Consider the following 18,815-nt stretch of genomic DNA (forward strand, 5'->3'; position numbering starts at 1 on the left):
CGGCGCTCACGCCGAGGGTTCTGTCACCTGAACCACCATCGCGGCGCCACCGGGATCACCGGCTGAGCCATCGTCTGAACCGTCACCCGAACCACCATTTGAGCCATCACCGGAACCACCATCCGAACCACCGCCGGAGCCGCCGCCGGTGACCTCCGCCAGCAACGCGGCGATCTCCCCGGCCAGATCCTGAGCCTCGTCCACCGTCAGCGCGGTGACGACCGTGGCCGCCTGCCACCAGTCGCCCACCGCCCCGGAGACGTCGCCGCGCTCGTCGCGGATCCGTCCGCGCAACACCAGCGCGTGCGCCGAGGCGAGCCCGGAACCCAGCGCCTCGACCGCGTGGTCGGCGTCGTCGGCGGCCTCGGCCAGCAGCCCGGCCGCCAGCTCCGCCCGAGCCAGCGTCAACGCCGCGCGTCCGCCGAGGATCTTGTCCCCGACCGCCTCGGCGGCCTCCAGCGCCTGACGCAGCACGTCGACCGCCGGGCCCGGACGTCCGTCCTCCGCCTCGGTCGCGCCCAGACCCATCAAGGCGTGGCACTCGCCGATGCGGTCGCCGGTCTCCCGGACCGCGGCCAGCACCTGTTGATACGCCGCGCGCGCCCGATCCATGTCGTTGCGATGGCGATACATGTGACCCAGACGCAGCTGTACTTGTGCTGCGACGCGGCGCACGCCGGTCTCGGCGCAGATCAGCTCGGCGCGCGTCAGCAGGTCGAACGCCGCGCTGTCGTTGCCGCGCGCCAGATGGACCTGCGCGATGCTGTTCAGGACGTACGCCTCCGCGACGCGGTCTCCTGCCTCGCAGAACGTGGCGAGCGCATCCGTCCAGCGTTCCAGCGCACGGTCCAGATCGCCCTCGCGGCGGTCCAGCACCGCGACGTTGCGCAGCACCAGCGCCGCGCCGTACCGGTCGTCAAGCTCCTGATAGATGGCGGCGGCCAGCCCGAACTGATGCCGGGCGCCGGCGTTGTCGACCTCGAACATGTGCAGCGAGCCCAGCGAGTAGCGCATCGCCGCCTCGCCGCGCCGGTCGCCGGCCTGGATCACCGCCTCCAGCGCGGTCTCGTGGGTCTCGCGCCAGTCGCCGTAATAGGACCGCGCCTCGAACAGCGCGACCGAGGACAGCGCCAGACTCCACGCCTTGTCGGCGAGCCCGCGCGCGGCGGCCTGGCGCACCGCCGCCACCAGCGACAGCCGCTCGCGCTCGAACCAGGTCAGCGGGTCGGCGATCAGCGGCGCCACCGCCTCCGGCGGCAGCGGCCAGGTCGTGGCGGTGTCGGCGGGCAGCAGGTGGTCCCCGGAGTACTCCCGCTCGTGCGCCAGCTTGGCCAGGAAAAGGTGCGCGCCGATCAAGCGCTCCAACGCCTGGTGGCGATCGCCTGGCGGATCCTCGGCCAACAGCCGCTCGCGGGCGAAGGGGCGCACGATGTCGTGGAACCGGTAGCGCGTCGGCTCGCCGTCCGGACCCTGCTCGATGTCGATGAGGTAGGCCTCGGTCAGCTCCTCCAGCAGGTCCTCCGCGCGCCAGACGTCGGCGTCCAGCAGCGGCGCCGCGACCCAGGCGGCGAAGTCCGGTCCGCCGAACAGTGCCAGCCGCCGGAACAGGCGCCGCGCGTCCGCCGACAGCCCGGCGTAGGTGACCGAGATGCTGGCGCGCATCCCGACGCCTTCGTGGTTCAGCTCGTCGAGCTGCCGCGATTCGTCGATCAGCCGGTCCACCAAGGCCCGCACGCTCCAGTGCGGACGTGCGGCCAGCCGCGCGGCGACGATGCGCAGCGCCAGCGGCAGATGTCCGCACAGGCGGCACAACTGAGCCGCCGCCTCGGGTTCGGCGTGGATGCGCGCGGGATCGGCGACCCGGCTCAGCAGCGCCACCGCGCTGTCGTCGCTGAACGTGCCGACCTCCAGGCGCACCGCCGCGGGCACGCCGGTGAGCCGCCGCCGGCTGGTGACGATCACCGAGCAGCCCGATCCGCCCGGCAGCAGCGGCTGTACCTGGTGCTCGGTCATGGCGTCGTCGAGTACTACCAGGACGCGCCGATCGCCCAGCAGATTGCGGTACATCTCGGCGCGCTCCTCCAGGCCGTCGGCCAGCGAGGGCCCTGCGACGCCGAGGGAGCGCAGGAAGCGTTCCAGGATGTCCGCCGGCGCGACCGACTGGTCTCCGTCGCGAAGGCGCGCGTAGAGCTGGCCGTCGGGATAGGACTCGGCGAGCCGGTGCGCGACGTGGACCGCGAGCGTGGTCTTGCCGACGCCGCCTTGGCCGTACAGAACGGTGACCGGCAGCGCCGCCGGGCCGTCGAGGGTGTGGACCACCGGCATCTCCGAGACGATCTGCGCGATCGCCTTGGCGCGGCCGGTGAAATCCGGGATGGCCGGCGGCAGGAGCCGCGGCGTCGGAGGCTGGGCACGGGTTGTGGGACGGCGCGCGGCGGGCGTGGCAGGGTCTTGCGATGGGACGGGTGCGGTCGAAGGCTGCGATACCGGCGGGGGCGGCGCCTCGGCTGCGGGCTTCGGCGTTGTTGTCGGCGCCGATGTCGGTGTCCGCGCCTGCGCCGTCGTGGCCGACTGAGATGGTGTCGAAGCCGCTGCCTGTCCGTGGACCTCGCCGTTCAGAATCGCCTGCTGCAGCCGCCGTAGCTCCGGACCGGGCTCGATCCCCAGCTCCTCCTTCAGTGTTCCGCGTGTGGCGCGATACACCTCCAGCGCGTCGGCCTGCCGTCCGGCGCGATACAGCGCGGTCATGAGCAGCAGCCGGAAGCGTTCGTTCAGCGGGTATTCGTGGCAGACCCGGACCAGTTCCCCGACCAGATCGCCGCGCGTCCCGGCCTCCAGCTCGGCCTCCAGGCACACCTCCAGCACGTTCAGCCGGCGCTCGTTCAGGTGCGCCACGCTGTGCTGGACGACGTCCCCGGCCACGTTGGCCAGCGCCGGTCCCCGCCACAGTGACAGGGCTTTGCGGAACTCCGCGGCGGCCTCGGTGCGCCGGCCCTCGGCCAGCAGCGTGTGGCCCTTCGCCGCGATCTGCTCGAACAACCGCGCGTCCAGCACGTCGGTCCCGAGATGGAACAGGTAGCCGGGATTGCGCGTCCGGATCCGCTCGGGGTCGCCGAGCAGCCGGCGCAGCGCCGAGACGCAGATCTGGATCTGCGCCCGCGCGGTCGCCGGCGGCCGGTCGCCCCAGACCGCGTCGACGAGGCGCTCGACCGGGATGATGGTGTCGGGCTGCACCAGGAACATGGCCATGACCGCTTGTTCCCGCAGCCCGCCGAGCCGTATCGGCACCCCGTCGTCGACGATCTCCAGGGGTCCCAGAACACGGAAGTCCATACCGCCGCTGTCAGCATTCACTGCAAGTCGACACTTTGTCTCTCCCAGGACCCGGTGGACCGCTGGAGCCGACCCCGTGGTGCTGCCGCGCCGGACATCACTGCGCCTGATCGTGCCGACGGCGGCGCAGCGTGTCAAGGACGTCAACTCTCGGATACATCCGCCCAGAATAGCCCTCTGAGACACCACCGCCACCGGGTGCGCAAGAAGCAATTCCGGCCAGGGGCGCCCGAGATGCTTAGCCACGCGAAGTACACGGTCGGCGCCCGGTCCGCCGCCGGGTCCGAAGCCGTCTCAGGACCGGACCATCAACCTGTTCCGGCCATAAGTTCACCATCTGCACAGTTCGCCGATACCGCGCAACCACCACCCGGGTAAGGGCCCTGTGTCACCAGGTGGAAAGGAACTGATCATGTGTGGGATAACCGGCTGGATCTCCTACGAGCGGGACCTGCGTGCCGAGGCGGACATCCTGGACCGGATGACGGCCACCATGGACTGCCGCGGCCCGGACGACCGCGGTACCTGGATCGACGGTCCCGCCGGGCTCGGGCACCGCCGACTGGCCATCATCGACCTGCCCGGCGGCCGGCAGCCGATGACCGCCGAGGCGGGCGGGGACATTGCCGGGAAGCAGAGCATAGTGATCGTCTACTCCGGCGAGACGTACAACTACACCGAGCTGCGCGCCGAGCTGGCCTCGCGCGGGCACCGCTTCAGCACAGAGTCCGACACCGAGGTCGTGCTGCGCGGCTACATCGAGTGGGGCGCGGCGGTCGCCGAACGGCTGAACGGGATGTACGCCTTCGCGATCTGGGACGGTCGGGACCGCAAGCTGCGCCTCGTCCGCGACCGCATGGGAATCAAGCCTCTGTATTACTCGCCGACGCCCGACGGAGTGTTGTTCGGCTCCGAGCCCAAGGCGATCCTGGCCAATCCGTTGGCGCGGCGCGCGGTCGGGCTGGACGGACTGCGCGAGCTGTTCGTGATGGTCAAGACTCCAGGGCACGCGTTCTGGGACGGGATGCGCGAGGTCGAGCCGGGCACTGTGGTCACTATCAGCCCCGAAGGCGTGCGCACCGACGTGTACTGGACGCTGGAGACCCGCGAGCACACCGACGACCGCGACGCCAGCGTCGCGCATGTCAGGGAGCTGCTGGACGACATCGTGCGGCGCCAACTGGTCGCCGACGTCCCGCGCTGCGTCCTGCTCTCCGGCGGCTTGGACTCCTCTACTCTCACTGCGCTTTCCGCCCAGCAGCTTGCTGAGACAGGGCAGAAGATCCGCAGCTTCGCTGTGGACTTCGTCGGGCAGGCGAAGAACTTCGTGCCCGACCCGATCCGCGCCGACCCCGACACCCCCTTCGTGCACGCGGTCGCCGAGCACTCCGGGACCGTCCACCAGGACATCGTGCTGGACGCCGAGGCGCTCACGGACCTGGACGCGCGGCGCACCGTGATCCGGGCCCGCGACATGCCCGCCGGCCTCGGGGACATGGACACCTCCTTGTATCTGTTGTTCAAGGAGATCCGCGACCACTCCACGGTCGCGCTGTCCGGGGAGTCCGCCGACGAGGTGTTCGGCGGCTACCAGGACTTCTTCAACGAGGACGCCCGGCGCGGCGGCACGTTCCCCTGGCTGGTGAAGTTCGTCGAGAACTTCGGCGACGACCTGTCGCTGCTGCGTCCAGAACTTCAGCAGGCGATGGATCTGCCCACCTACGTCGCGGACTGCTACCAGACGGCGGTGGCGACGATCGAGCGCCTGCCGGGGGAGAGCGACTTCGAGTTCGGGATGCGGCGGGTCTGCCACCTGTACCTGACGCGCTTCGTGCGCTTCCTGCTGGACCGCAAGGACCGGCTGAGCATGGCGGTCGGGCTGGAGGTGCGCGTCCCGTTCTGCGACCACCGGCTCGTGGAGTACGTGTACAACGCGCCGTGGGCGATCAAGTCCTTCGACGGCCGCGAGAAGTCGTTGCTGCGCGAGGCGGCGGCCGACGTCCTGCCGCGCTCGGTCTACGACCGGGTGAAGAGCCCTTATCCGTCCACCCAGGACCCCCGGTACGCCATCGCCCTGCGCGCCCGGGTCGCCGATCTGCTGGCGCAGCCCTCGCACCGGGTGTTCGACCTCGTCGACCCGGTCGCGGTGCGCCGGATGGTCGACGACTCCGGACCGGCGATCATGCAGGCGGGTCGCCGGGGGTTGGAACGCACGCTGGATCTGGCGCTGTGGTTCGAGATGTACCAGCCGGAGGTGTCGCTGACGGTCTGAGGTGCGATGGTCTGAGCTGTGGGCGTCTGGGATGTGGCTGTCTGAGCTGCTGCCGACTCAGATGTGACCGTCTGGGACACGTTGACCCGGTACCGGTCCCGCAGTACTTTCACGGGAGTTAACCACCTTTACTATAGCGATGGCGATGTGGTGACCTGATGAGAGTTCTGATGTTCCGGCGCGCGCGGCTGGCGCTGCTGGCGGCCGGGGTCGCGCTCGGCATGACCGTGACCGGTGCGGCCGGCGCGGCCGGGGCTTCGTCCTCGGCCGCTGCCGCCGCCTCGTTCCCGAACGTCGTGGTCCCGGTGCCGGTGTCGGAGACCGCGAACGGCTCGACCTTCACGCTCGCCTCGGCGGCGACGCTGACGGCCGACGACGCGAACGTCGGCGGCTACCTGGCCGGGATCCTGCGGGCCTCGACCGGGTACGCACTGCCGCTTACCGTCGGCGCCGCGGCGCCCGGCACGATCGCGCTGTCCCTGTCCGGTGCGCCGGCCACGGTCGGCGCCGAGGGGTATCAGCTCACGATCAAGGCGAGCTCGGTGCTGCTCCAGGCAAACTCGGCGGCGGGGTTGTTCCACGGCGTGCAGACGTTGCTGCAACTGCTGCCGGCTCAGGTGATGAGCCCGGCGAAGGTGACTTCGGTGGCGTGGAAGGCGACCGGCGGCACGATCCTGGACTATCCGCGCTTCGGGTATCGCGGGGCGATGCTGGACGTGGCGCGGCACTTCTTCACCGTCGCGCAGGTCGAGCACTACATCGACGAACTGTCGCTGTACAAGGTGAACTACCTGCATCTGCACCTGTCGGACGACCAGGGATGGCGCATCGCGATCAACTCCTGGCCGAACCTGGCGACCACCGGCGGCTCCACCGAGGTCGGAGGCGGCGCCGGCGGCTACTACACGCAGGCGGACTACACCACGATCGTGAACTACGCCGCGTCGCACTACATGACGCTGGTCCCCGAGATCGACACGCCGGGTCACACGAACGCCGCGCTCGCCTCGTACGCGGCCTTGAACTGCAACGGGGTCGCGCCGCCTCTGTACACCGGGACCGACGTCGGCTTCAGCTCGCTGTGCGTCTCGCTGCCGCTGACGTACACGTTCCTGGACCAGGTCGTCGGCGAGCTCGCGGCACTGACTCCGGGCCCTTACATCCACATCGGCGGCGACGAGGCCAGCTCCACGTCGCAGAGCGACTACACGTCCTTCATCACCAAGGCGCAGCAGATCGTGGGCAACCACGGCAAGGCGGTCATGGGCTGGCACAACATCGCCGCGGCCACCCTGGCGCCGTCCACGCTCGCGCAGTTCTGGGACACGACGAAGTCGAACTCCGCGCTGGCTGCCGCGGCGGCTAAGGGCACGAAGATCGTCATGTCCCCGGCGAACCACGCCTACCTGGACATGAAGTACACCAAGAAGACGACGCTGGGCCAGAACTGGGCCGGCTACGTCGACGTCAACGCGGCCTACGGCTGGGACCCGGGGAACTACCTGTCAGGCGTCAGCGCCTCGGCGATCGCCGGCGTCGAGGCGCCGCTGTGGTCCGAGACGCTCGTCACGTCGGCGAACATCGACTACATGGCCTTCCCGCGCCTTCCCGCGCTGATGGAGCTCGGATGGTCGCCCGAATCGACCCACAACCAGACGTCGTTCGACGCCCGGCTCGGCGCGCAGGGACCCCGGTGGCACGCGATGGGGGTGGATTACTACAAGTCGACGCAGGTCAAGTGGCCGAGCGGGTCGTGACGAAGGCGGTGTTGCAGGCGGTGCCGGCAGGGGCGCGTTTTAGAACCCTGTCGCTCTGATCGCGCCCCACCGGGATGATCTCGGTGTGGCGCGTGGGAACTTGGGTGATGCGCAGTGGCGGGTGCTGGAGCCGTTTTTGCAGCGCGGCGCCGAGGTACCGGCACCACGCTGCTGTGGGCGATCCTGGCAGAGCTGGACGTGGACGGCCGTGGCGTCGTCTTCGGGCGCGGCGTCAAGGCCGACGCCTGGCAGTACGCTGACTCCCGTGCCCGACGAGCGGGCCCGAAAGGGGGGACGACGATCATGACGACGCAGCCCGGAGGCGCTCCGGCGCCCTTGCCGCCCCTGGCGGTATCCGTGTTCGTCTTAGCAGGACCCGGACTCGGCCCGGCAGGCACATCGAAGACCGTGTTCCAGCAACTCGTCCAGATGACCAGCGAAATCCAACCGGCGCAGCCCGCGACAACGCCCCCGCCCACCGGCACCACCTCCGGCGTCACGCACACCAGAGCACCCCTGGGCACCGCACTGCCCCCCACCGTGACCCTCAAGCGCCGCCTGGACGCCGACACCAGCCCGTGGCAATGGCACCGAGCCGCCTCCCTCGGCCTCGCCGAAGCCATAAAAGACGTAGCCCTGGAGATGTACACCGCCCCCGACTACGCCGCGGGCAAACCCCCAGCCGCCACCTGGCAACTCCCCAATGCCTGGTGCGCGAAGGCCACTATCGCCACCGAGACGACCGGCCCGAACGGCCAGAACGGCGTCGTGTACGAAACGGTGGAAATCTGCTGCGACGCGATCCTGCCGGCGGGGGCGTGACGCTGCCGCTCGATCGCGGCGGTTCGTGACCACATAGCGCACAGGCGATCTTCGTCCGATTCCACGACTCAGAGTCCCGGAATTCGTCCGGGCGCACAAGGACGCCGACGGCTCGGCGCGGGCACTGTGGCCATCATGGGAACAACTGAAGGCCTCGACGCCTCGACGCTGGAGCTGCACCGGCGCGTGGTGGTTGCCGATACCCACAATGACCTGCTCTGCTCGGTCGTGCTGCGGCCGGTGGCGCAGTGGTCCGATTACTTCCGCGCGCAATGGTTGCCGCAGTTGCGGGCCGGCGGCGTGGACGTTCAGGTGCTGCCGGTGTTCATCGATGACTCCTTCCGTCCTGAAGGTGCTCTGCGCCAGACGTTGCGGATGATCGAGGCGGCGCACCGGATTGCCGAGGGCAACGCCGATGAGGTCAGCCTGTGCCTGGATGGCGCCGACATCGATCGCGCCCTGGACGCCGGGCGGATCGCGCTGGTCCTCGCGCTGGAAAGCGCACCTGGCATCGACGCCGACATCGAACTGCTCACCACCTTGTACCGCCTCGGTGTCCGCATCGCCTCCCTAGCGCACTTCGGGCGCACGCCGCTCGCTGACGGCTCGGCGGAGGACGCGGCCGGGAGCCGGCTCACCGCTGCCGGCGTCGAGGCGTTCGCGGAGATGGAACGCATGGGCATGGTGTTCGACGTCTCCCACCTCGGTGCGGCGGGCGTGGACCATGTCCTGGAGTTGGCGACCCGGCCGCTGCTCGCCACGCATTCCTCCGCTCGCGCGCTGTGCGACCACCACCGCAACCTCACCGACGCGCGCCTGGCGGCCATCGCGGCCGGTGGCGGCGTGGTCTGCGTGAACTTCTTTCCCGGCTTCGTCGATGCCCACGAGCCCTCCGTGTCCCGCCTCGTCGACCACATCGAGCACATCGGCAAGGTCGCCGGTACCGACCATGTCGGCATCGGGCCGGACTTCGTCGTCGAGGTGCTGCGCGACGTGACGCCTGGCGGCGTGGAGATCGGCCTGATGGCCGGCTGCGATCCGTTCGACACGCTGCCGGGACTGCCCGGACCTGCGGGATTGCCGCTGCTCACCGCCGAACTGCTGGCCCGAGGCGTGGACGAGGCAGTGATCGCCGCGACGCTCGGTGGCAATGTCCTGCGACTGTTCCGCGCCGAGCTCGGCGTGCCCGCGGAGCGTCGGGGAGCCGCCGCGTGAATGTCATGACACTGCCATCCATGATCGCCGATCTGGAAACGCTCGTGTGCTGCGAATCCCCGACCGCCGACCGCGCGGCGACCAAGCGCTGCGCGGAGCTCTTCGCCGAGATGGGAGCGCGCCTTCTGGGCTCGGAGCCCGAGTGGTTGGAGCACGGGGGAGCGGCGCAGCTGCGCTGGCGCTTCGGACAAGGCGACCGCGTCCTGCTGCTCGGCCACCTGGACACCGTCTGGCCGCACGGCACGCTCGACCGCCTGCCCTTCGCGCTCGCCGACGGCAAGATCACCGGACCCGGCTGCTTCGACATGAAAGTCGGACTCGTGCAGATGCTGCACGCGCTCGCCGCTCTGCAAGCATCCAGCCCCGATGCGGTGGACACGTTGGACGGCGTCACCATCCTGGTCACCACCGACGAAGAAGTCGGCTCCCCGGCAGCCCGCGCCCTCATCCAGGACGAGGCACGCCGCAACCAAGCGGTGCTCGTCCTGGAAGCGAGCGCCGACGGAGCGCTGAAGACCGCGCGCAAAGGCGCCGGCTGCCACCGCCTGCACGTCCAGGGCCGCGCCGCCCACGCCGGGCTCGAACCCGAACGCGGAGCCAACGCCGCCGTCGAGCTGGCGCATCAGATCCTGGCGATCGTCCAGCTCGCGGACCCGGCGCTGGGCACGACCGTCACGCCGTCGCTGACCAGTGCCGGAGACTCGGCGAACACCGTGCCGCGCGCAGCGCGGGTCGCCGTCGACGTGCGGGCGTTCAGCGCCGAGGAGCAGCAGCGCGTCGCCGCCGGTCTGGAAGCGCTCCGACCGCGCCTGGAAGGCACTTCGCTGCGCGTGGAGCGCGGACACGAGAGCCCGCCTCTGCCGCCGGAAGCCTCCAGCGACCTGTTCGCTCGTGCCCAGCAGGCGGCAGCCCGGCTCGGCATGGATCCGTTGCGCGGCATAGCCGTCGGCGGCGGTTCCGACGGCAACTGGACGGCAGCCGTCGGCACGCCCACCCTCGACGGTCTCGGCGCGGTCGGCGGCGGCGCGCACGCCGAGGACGAGCACGTCCTGGCCGAGACGATGCCCGAACGCGCGGCGCTGCTGGCCGAACTCGTGGCCGACCTGCTGGGAGCCCGTTCGTGAGCACAGCGCTGAATCCGATGCTCTCGGCGGGCACCGCGTCAGTCACCATCAGAGAGCTGACAGAACCGCGGGACCACGACGCCGCAGCAGCCCTGATCACCCGGATCTGGTCGGTCGGGCCCGGCCAATCGCTGATGCCCAGCGGCTTGATGCGCGTGATGGGCTACGAGGGCTGCTACGTCGCCGGGGTGTTCGACGACTTCGACGACGCGGGCAGCGGTCGGCTGATCGGCGCGGCAGTCGGCTTCCTCGCGATGGACGGCGAAGCACGCGGCGTCCACCTGCATTCGCACATCGCCGGCGTGCTGCCGGAGGCGAAGGGGCGCCACGCCGGGTTCGCGCTCAAGCTCCACCAGCGTGCCTGGGCCCTGAGCCGCGGCATCGACCGCATCACCTGGACGTTCGACCCGCTGGTGCGCGGCAACGCCTACTTCAACCTGGTGAAGCTCGGCGCGCAGGTCTCCGGCTACCTCGTCGACTTCTACGGCGACAACATGCCCGACGGCGTCAACATCGGGCAGGGCAGTGACAGGCTGCTGATGAGCTGGGATCTCCAGGCGCCGCGTGTCGTCGCGGCGGCGAATGGGGATCGGGTCGAGGAGCTAGACGTGGAACCGCTGATCAGCGGAGACAGAGTCCTGCTTTCCGATACCGCGCAAGCCGCTGTCACCTCGCCTCTGGACACCCCCGGGCCGGTGCTGTGCGCGACGCCCGCCGCGATCCAAACCCTGCGCGAGGAGGCGCCCGAGCAGGCGCGGCGCTGGCGGTTCGCCGTCCGCGACGCCCTGACCGGGGCGATCGCCGACGGCTACCGCATCACGGGCTTCACCCGCTCGGGCTGGTATGTGCTCGACCGCCGCGAACCGGACCGCAACGACTCGGACCGCAACGACTCGCACCGCAACGACTCGCACCGTAACGAAGGAAAGGAAGACCGGTGAAGATCTCCGGCGTCGAACTGCGCCGCCTGACCATGCCGCTGCGCAGCCCGTTCGAGACGTCCTTCGGCGTCGCGACCGAACGCGACATCCTGCTGGTCCGCGTCGCCACCGAGGAGGCGGACGGCTGGGGCGAATGCGTGGCGATGAACGATCCGCTCTACTCCTCGGAGTACACCCAGGGCGCCCACGACGTCATCACCCGCTACTTCCTGCCCAAGCTCGCCGCCGCGCCGCGCGTCACCGCCGCCCTCGTCGCGCAGATCCTGGCGCCGTTCAAAGGCCACCCGATCGCCAAGGCTGCGGTGGAATCCGCAGTCCTGGACGCCGAATTGCGCGCTGTCGGTACCTCCTTCGGCGACCACCTCGGCGCCGTGCGCACCTCGGTACCGGTCGGCGTCTCGGTCGGCATCATGCCGAGCGTCGCAGAACTCATCGATACTGTCGGCGGCTACCTGGACCAGGGCTATCGGCGCGTCAAGCTGAAGATCAAGCCCGGATGGGACGTCGAGCCGGTCCGCGCGGTCCGCGAGCGCTTCGGCGATGAGCTGCTGCTCCAGGTCGACGCCAACACCGCCTACACCCTCGGGGACGCCCAGCGCCTGGCCGCCCTGGACCCCTTCGACCTGCTGCTCATCGAACAGCCGCTGCCGGAGGACGACCTGCGCGGGCACGCGGCGCTGTCCCGGCTGGTGAAGACCCCGATCTGTCTGGACGAGTCCATCGTCTCGGCGCGCTCGGCGGCGGACGCGATCGCGCTGGACGCGTGCCGGATCGTGAACATCAAGCCGGCGCGCGTCGGCGGCTACCTGGAAGCCCGCCGGGTGCACGACGTGTGCGCCGCGCACGGCGTGCCGGTCTGGTGCGGCGGCATGTTGGAGACCGGCATCGGCCGTGCCGCGAACGTCGCCCTGGCGGCGCTGCCGAACTTCACGCTCCCCGGCGACATCAGCGCCTCGGAGCGCTACTTCACCCGCGACATCACCGAACCCTTCGTCCTGCGCGACGGCGGACTGGACGTGCCGCAGGGTCCCGGCCTCGGGGTCACGCCGGATCCTGCGCTGCTCGAGGAGTTCACCACCGCCAAGCACTGGTTCGGCTTCTAAGACTTTCACGACTGCCGCGACATCCACTGAGGGGAACTGACCCATGACCGATCTCAACGGCCTCCTTCCCGACCTGATAGCCCTGCTCGACACCGCCACCCGGGAGAACCACGTCCCCGGCGCGGCGGTCGCGGTCAGCGCCGGCGATCAGGTGATCGAACTCGCCACCGGCGTGCTGAACCTGAACACCGGCGTCACGGCGACGCCGGACTCGCTGTTCCAGATCGGCTCGATCACCAAGACCCTCACCGCGACACTGACCATGCAGCTCGTCGACGCCGGTCTGGTGGACCTGGACGAGCCGGTCCGCACCTACGTGCCCGAGCTGGCGGTCTCCGACCGGGAGGCTGCCGAGACGGTGACGGTGCGCCAGTTGCTGAGCCACACCAGCGGTCTGCCCGGGGACGTTTTCACCGACTTCGGCCGGGGCGACGACGCCGTGCTCCGCTATGTCGAAGGGCTCAAGGATCACGAGCAGATGTACGAGCCGGGCCGGATGTACTCCTACTGCAACGCCGGATACTCCGTGCTCGGACTGATGGTGCAGCGCATCAGGGAACTGCCGTCGTGGGAGGCGGTGCTGCGCGAACACCTCATCGCCCCGCTCGGCCTGACGCATGTCGCGGCGCTGGCCGAGGAGGCGCTGCTGTTCCGCACGGCCGTGGGCCACCTCGACGACGGGAAGAAAGTCGCGCCGATCTGGCAGCTTCCGCGCTCGGCGGCGCCGGCCGGTGCTTCGACCTGTGCGCGCGCCCGGGACCTGCTGACGTTCGCCCGCATGCACATGAACGGCGGTCTGGCCCAGGACGGCACGCGGATCCTGAGTGAGGAGTCGGTCGCCGCGATGCGGGAGCAGCAGGTGGCGCTGCCCGGCAGCGGCAACCTGCTGGGCACCGGCTGGGGTCTGGGCTTCGGGCTGATCGACCGGCCCGGCGGCCGGGTGGTCGGCCACAACGGCGGCACCATCGGGCAGTCGTCCCAGATGCGTTTCGTCCCCGACGAGGGCGTCGCGTTCGCAGTGCTCACCAACGGCGGCGACGCGCTGCCGGTGTTCCAGGCCGTGGAACGCCATGTGTTCGGCACCCTCACCGGGATTGAGCCGCAGAGCCCTGACACGCCGCCGCACTCGGCCGTCCCCGTCGACGCCAAGTCGTTCCTGGGCAGCTACGCGAACGCCGGCCAGCGCGTGGACATCACCCAGCACGACGACGGCAGCCTGCACGCCACGCTCACGCCGCAAGGCGCGCTCGTGGCGCTCTCCGGACCCGATCCCGAGCACAAGCCGCTGGTCGGCTACACCCCGGTCTCGCTGCTGGACGCCGAGCCCGAGCGCGGCATGTACATGGAATACGTCATCGCCGAAGCCGATGAGCGGGGTCGAGCCACGCACCTGCTGCTCGGCGGGCGCGTTCACACGCGCCTGAGCGACGCCGACTGAGGCTCCATTTCACCCCAGACCGCAACCCACCTCACCACGGAGGAAGACCAGCCGCGGCCACACAGCGATATCCCCTGCCCAAAAACAGACCCGGTCCCCGATGGTTGATCGCGACGAGCGCCGGGCAGCGAGAGCGGCAGCAAGAGCAGCAGCACCCAGTTCGGGGCGACATCGAGACGACATCGATCCCGCCCTTGATCATTCCCCTTCGGCGCGCGCCGACCTAGGGTGAGCTTCGTGCGTACACCTGCCGATGCCACCTCCCGCGCCGCGCTCGGGCGGGTCTTGGACTACCTCGGCACCACATTGCTCGACCTCGCCGCCGGTGATCCGGGGTGTGCACCGGAGGTCGGGGGTGTCGTCATCCATGATCCGCTCGATGAGCCCGCGCTGCCGCCGGGTGCGTTGGTGCTCGGCGTCGGCGTGCGCGGGACGGAGCAGATTTGCGAGCTGCTGAAGCGGATCGCGGCTGATGGCGGCGTCGGGTTGATCGTGCGTGCCCCGGCTGAGGTCGATGAGCAGGTGCGCAGGACCGTCTCTGAGACCGGCACTGTGCTGTTGGGTCTGGTCCGTGGTGCGTCCTGGACCCAGCTGACCTCGCTGCTGCGCACTCTGCTGGCTGAGGGCGAGGTCGTAGCCACCGAGGCGGAGACGATCGGCGGTGTTCCGGCCGGGGATCTGTTCGCGTTGGCCAATGCGATCAGTGCGTTGCTGGATGCGCCGATCACGATCGAGGACCGGAGTTCGCGGGTGCTGGCGTTCTCTGATCGGCAGGATGAGGCGGACCAGTCGCGGGTGGAGACGATTCTGGGGCGTCAGGTTCCCGCCGACTACGCGCGGTTGCTGGAGCAGGGTGGTTACTTTCGGGAGTTGTACCGGCACGAGCGGCCGGTGGTGATCCGGGCTGAGGCGTTCGGGTTGCCGACGGTGACCAAGGCGCGGCAGGCGATCGCGGTGCGCGCGGGGGATGAGATCCTGGGCTCGATCTGGGCCGCCGTCGCCGAACCGCTGGCGCCGGCGCGTGAGCAGGCGTTCGTCGAGGCGGCGAAGCTGGTCGCGCTGCATCTGCTGCGGGTGCGTGCCGGCGCCGACGTCGAGCGGCGGTTGCGGGCCGAACTCGTCGCCATCGTGCTGGAAGGCGGTCCGGGTGCGCCGGATGCCGCGGCACGGCTCGGGTTGGCGGGGCGCGCCTGCGTGGTCGCGGCGGTCGCGGCTGCCGCTGCGCCGGAGGGTTCCCACGCCGAGGGCGCGCGCGAGCTCGCCCGGTTCGAGACGGCGCGGCAGCAAGCGCTGGACACCCTCGCCGTCCATCTCTCGGCGGTGCAGCACGGCTCGGTCGCGGCGCTGCTCGGCGGGGTCGTCTACGCGGTCCTGCCGGTCGACACCGCCGACGAGCAGGCAGCCGAACAGCGGGTCAGTACCGTGTTGAAGGAATATCTGGAGCGCACCGGCGCGGGCGATCTCGTCGGAATCGGGCGTATCGCTCGCGATCTGCACGCTGTGCCGAGGTCGCGTCAGGACGCCGACCGCGTGCTGCGCGTGCTGCGGCGTCGGCGATCGCGGCGCACGCTGGCAAGCCTTTCGGAGGTCTACGCCGAGGCGCTGCTGATCGACGTGGCAGCCGCCGACGGCCACCGTCCGTCAGGTCCGGTCGCCGGGCTCGCGGCATACGATCGCGAGCACAACAGCAGCCTGGTGGCGACGCTGACCGCGTGGCTGGACGCCTTCGGCGACGTCAACGCGGCGGCTGAGGCCGTTCACATCCACCCGAACACCTTCCGGTATCGGCTGCACCGCATCGCTGAGATCGGCGATGTCGATCTCAGCGACAGCGAGTCGCGGTTCGCCTTGATGCTGCAGCTGAGGTTGCTGGATTCGTAAGAGCCACAGCCATCTAGCCGCGTCAGATGAACTTGACGTCAGTCTCAAGTACTCTCGCCTCATGACAGACACAGCCGAGTTGCCGGTGCGCCCGGGCTCGTTCGAGGACCTGCAGGAGCTGATCGGCAAGGAGATTGGGCCGACCGAGTGGGACACGGTCTCCCAGGAGCGCATCGACGCCTTCGCCGCCGTGACCGGTGACAACCAGTGGATCCACATCGACCCGGAGCGCGCCGCCGCCAGTCCGCTGGGGACCACCATCGCGCACGGGCTGTTCACACTCGCGCTGGGACCGGCGTTCTCCTACCGGCTGCTGTCCTTCGCGGGCTTCGCGCATGGTCTGAACTACGGCTACGACAAGATCCGCTTCCCCGCGCCGCTGCCGTCGGGCACGCGCGTGCGCATGCGGCTGACGCTGCAGGGCGCGGACCGGGTTCCCGGCGGGATCCAGGTGCGGACTGTGCAGGTCATCGAGGCTGAGGGGATCGAGAAGCCGGTCATGGTCGCCGAGGCGCTGGCGCGGATCGTCGAGTAGGGATCCGCCTCACGCTGAGCGCCGTCCGTACAGGGTTATTCCGGCTTCCCGCCAGTTTCCATACGCGATCGGACACCCCGCGCGATATCGTCTGCCGACGGTCCGGCTGATCAGTGCTCTGAGTGACCGACGGGGAGGGGAATCCGCCGATGTCGATATCCGAGTCCCCGCATCGCACGAAGATCTTCCTCGGCGCTGTCGCGGTCCTGCTCGCGATCGCCGTCGGCGCGGCGGTCGTGGCGTATCAGGGCCGGCCGACGGCGCGCGCGGGCGTCAAGGGCGCGGTGGTCCTGGACCAGTCCGACAGCCTGGACACCGGTTCGGGGTACTTGCTGTACAAGACGACGGTCGCCGGTCCCGACTTCGGCACTCTCGCCGAACGCAAGCTGTCTGCGGACTCCAGCGGCGTGGTCGGCGTCCCGACGCTGTCCAACATCCAGTGCGACCGTTCCTACACAGCGTCCGGAATCCTGTTGTGCCTGCGCGCCGACGAGAATCTGGTGCGCGTCGCCTCGGTCGAGGTCTACGACACATCCCTCAAGCTGATCAAGAAGGTCCAGGCGGCGGGCATCCCGAACCGCGCGCGGCTGTCCGCCGACGGCCGCATGGCCGCGTGGACGACCTTCGTCGCCGGCGACGCGTACGTCGGACCCGCGTTCTCCACGCGCACCTCGATCCTGGACCTGAAGACCGGGGCGCTGACCGCTTCGCTGGAGAGCTTCGCGGTCACGTTGCAGGGCAAGCCGTATCACGCGGTCGACGAGAACGTGTGGGGCGTGACCTTCGCCGACGACAACACCTTCTACGCGACCCTCGGCACAGCCGGCCGCACCTGGCTGGTGCGCGGCGACGTCGCGGCACACACCCTGACCACGCTGACCGACAACGTCGAATGCCCGTCGCTGTCCCCGGACGGCACGCGCGTCGTGTTCAAGAAGCGGGTGTCCAGCGACGCCTGGAAGATGTGGCACTTGGAAGTGCTGAACCTGGCGACCATGACCGAGACGCCGCTGGCCGAGCAGCGCAGTGTCGATGACCAGGCGGCGTGGCTGGACGACCACACGGTGATGTACGCGGTGCCGCAATCCGGGAGCTCCGGATACGACGTGTGGTCCACGCCGGCGGACGGTTCCGGCAAGCCCGTGCTGGTGGCACCGAACGCTTTCTCGCCTTCGGTGACATCCGGGTAGCGCCGCCGGCTGGGACCACCGTGTCCTCAGTTCGCCGCGGTGAACCGCTGCCGCCGGTACGCCGGCTTCTCGATCTCGTCCAGCATCGCGACCGCGTAGTCCTCGGCGGAGATCGTCTCGCCGGCGGGAGAGTCAGACTCGGTCTTGTAGGAGCCGGTGCGCTCGCCGGGCTGGATCACCGGCGCCGGGCTGAAGAAGGTCCAGTCGGCGCTGTCGCCGAGCCCGCGGATGTAGTCCAGCGCCTCGGCGCCGATCAGGGCCTCGGGCTTGTACAGGTCGGGGAATTCCGGGTCGTCGACCAGGCGGGCGCCGTTCACCAGCAGCGAGCCGGCGCCGCCGACGACGATCAGGCGCGCCTCGCCGACGGTCTCGGCCAGGGTGCGCAGCTGCGCCAGGAACTCGCGCCGGTCGCCGCCGGTGCGGCTCGGGCCGATGGCCGAGACCACGACGTCGGCCGCGCCGGCCACGCGCCGGGCCAGGTCGGCGTCGCCGGCGTCGCCCCGCACCGCGCGCACGCCCTCGGGCAGGTCGCCGCCGGAGCGGGTGACGCCGGTGACCTCGTGGCCGCGGGACGTCGCCTCGGCGACCACCCGGCTGCCGATCATGCCGGTCGCACCGTAGACCGCGATCTTCATGGCTGTGTCTCCCTCGTTGTGGTTCGTTCTCGAGGAGACAGTAACCATTGGTTACTGATTACTTCAACGTGCTATAAGTACCTCATGGTTACTATCGCACCTCCCCGGCTGGTCGACCGGTACCGCGCCGGGCAAGAGTCCGGCGAGCGCGGGGACCTGTTCGACGCCGACTGCCCGACCCGCCTGCTGCTGGACCGGATCGGCGACAAGTGGACCGTCCTGGTCGTCCTGCTCCTGTCCGACGGCCCGATGCGCTTCACCGAACTGCGCACCCGCCTGGGCCGCGTCGCCCCGAAGGTGCTGACCCAGTCGCTGCGGCGCATGGAGCGCGACGGCCTGGTCACCCGCCAGGTCTTCGCCGAGGTCCCGCCGCGCGTGGAGTACACGCTCACCGAGCTGGGGCACTCCCTGGCCGAGCCGATCGCGGTGATCGGCGACTGGGCCGAGGTCAACATGCCCCGGCTCACCGCGGCGCAGCAGGCGTACGACGCCGCGCACGCGACCGACGGCGACCGCTGAGCGAGCCCGGGGTCGGTTGAGACCGGGAGCCGGCTCGCTCGGCACGCGCC

Annotated in this window: 14 protein-coding genes; 12 read left to right on the forward strand and 2 right to left on the reverse strand. The window is 70.0% G+C overall.

Features of this window, described 5'->3' with window-relative positions:
* Positions 1 to 6: 6 nt before the first annotated feature.
* On the reverse strand, positions 7 to 3,333 hold the full coding sequence (locus tag CACI_RS21015) for an AfsR/SARP family transcriptional regulator (RefSeq protein ID WP_015792842.1): 3,327 nt from the start codon (positions 3,331 to 3,333) through the stop codon (positions 7 to 9).
* 412 nt (positions 3,334 to 3,745) lie between these two features.
* Here CACI_RS21015 and asnB point away from each other — a divergent pair, with 412 nt between their 5' ends.
* The 11 genes from asnB to CACI_RS21070 all read left to right on the forward strand — a co-directional run bounded on the left by asnB (position 3,746) and on the right by CACI_RS21070 (position 17,611).
* The gene (gene asnB / locus CACI_RS21020; protein WP_015792843.1) at positions 3,746 to 5,605 is read left to right on the forward strand and encodes an asparagine synthase (glutamine-hydrolyzing); all 1,860 of its coding nucleotides are present in this window, start codon (positions 3,746 to 3,748) and stop codon (positions 5,603 to 5,605) included.
* A gap of 158 nt (positions 5,606 to 5,763) precedes the next feature.
* Entirely contained in the window at positions 5,764 to 7,362 is a 1,599-nt protein-coding gene (locus tag CACI_RS21025) for a beta-N-acetylhexosaminidase (RefSeq protein WP_223297601.1), read from the forward strand.
* A 114-nt stretch (positions 7,363 to 7,476) separates the two neighbouring features.
* Positions 7,477 to 8,184: a phage tail protein gene (locus CACI_RS48115; protein WP_083795796.1), complete on the forward strand. Its 708-nt coding sequence runs from the start codon at positions 7,477 to 7,479 to the stop codon at positions 8,182 to 8,184.
* A 135-nt stretch (positions 8,185 to 8,319) separates the two neighbouring features.
* Positions 8,320 to 9,399, forward strand: a complete 1,080-nt coding sequence (locus tag CACI_RS21035; protein ID WP_015792846.1) for a dipeptidase — start codon at positions 8,320 to 8,322, stop codon at positions 9,397 to 9,399.
* A 20-nt stretch (positions 9,400 to 9,419) separates the two neighbouring features.
* The gene (locus CACI_RS52635) at positions 9,420 to 10,523 is read left to right on the forward strand and encodes a M20 family metallopeptidase (RefSeq protein WP_223297602.1); all 1,104 of its coding nucleotides are present in this window, start codon (positions 9,420 to 9,422) and stop codon (positions 10,521 to 10,523) included.
* Positions 10,520 to 11,464: a hypothetical protein gene (locus CACI_RS52640; protein ID WP_015792848.1), complete on the forward strand. Its 945-nt coding sequence runs from the start codon at positions 10,520 to 10,522 to the stop codon at positions 11,462 to 11,464. The genes CACI_RS52635 and CACI_RS52640 overlap by 4 nt, the downstream gene beginning before the upstream one ends.
* Positions 11,461 to 12,567 (forward strand): o-succinylbenzoate synthase, encoded by a 1,107-nt coding sequence (gene menC / locus CACI_RS21050; RefSeq protein WP_015792849.1) that lies wholly within the window; start codon positions 11,461 to 11,463, stop codon positions 12,565 to 12,567. The genes CACI_RS52640 and menC overlap by 4 nt, the downstream gene beginning before the upstream one ends.
* Before the next feature lie 43 nt (positions 12,568 to 12,610).
* Complete coding sequence (locus CACI_RS21055; RefSeq protein WP_015792850.1) at positions 12,611 to 14,005, forward strand: serine hydrolase domain-containing protein; 1,395 nt, start codon at positions 12,611 to 12,613, stop codon at positions 14,003 to 14,005.
* A 237-nt stretch (positions 14,006 to 14,242) separates the two neighbouring features.
* The gene (locus CACI_RS21060; protein ID WP_015792851.1) at positions 14,243 to 15,886 is read left to right on the forward strand and encodes a PucR family transcriptional regulator; all 1,644 of its coding nucleotides are present in this window, start codon (positions 14,243 to 14,245) and stop codon (positions 15,884 to 15,886) included.
* Positions 15,887 to 15,947: 61 nt separating this feature from the next.
* Positions 15,948 to 16,421: a MaoC family dehydratase gene (locus CACI_RS21065; protein ID WP_015792852.1), complete on the forward strand. Its 474-nt coding sequence runs from the start codon at positions 15,948 to 15,950 to the stop codon at positions 16,419 to 16,421.
* Positions 16,422 to 16,570: 149 nt separating this feature from the next.
* Positions 16,571 to 17,611: a PD40 domain-containing protein gene (locus CACI_RS21070; protein ID WP_015792853.1), complete on the forward strand. Its 1,041-nt coding sequence runs from the start codon at positions 16,571 to 16,573 to the stop codon at positions 17,609 to 17,611.
* Positions 17,612 to 17,637: 26 nt separating this feature from the next.
* Here the strand turns inward: CACI_RS21070 and CACI_RS21075 are convergent, their stop codons facing one another.
* Entirely contained in the window at positions 17,638 to 18,246 is a 609-nt protein-coding gene (locus CACI_RS21075; protein ID WP_015792854.1) for an NAD(P)-dependent oxidoreductase, read from the reverse strand.
* A gap of 84 nt (positions 18,247 to 18,330) precedes the next feature.
* Between CACI_RS21075 and CACI_RS21080 the strand changes: the two genes are divergently transcribed.
* Complete coding sequence (locus CACI_RS21080) at positions 18,331 to 18,765, forward strand: winged helix-turn-helix transcriptional regulator (RefSeq protein WP_015792855.1); 435 nt, start codon at positions 18,331 to 18,333, stop codon at positions 18,763 to 18,765.
* Positions 18,766 to 18,815 lie beyond the last annotated feature (50 nt).

The sequence above is a fragment of the Catenulispora acidiphila DSM 44928 genome, assembly GCF_000024025.1.
Lineage (GTDB): Bacteria > Actinomycetota > Actinomycetes > Streptomycetales > Catenulisporaceae > Catenulispora > Catenulispora acidiphila.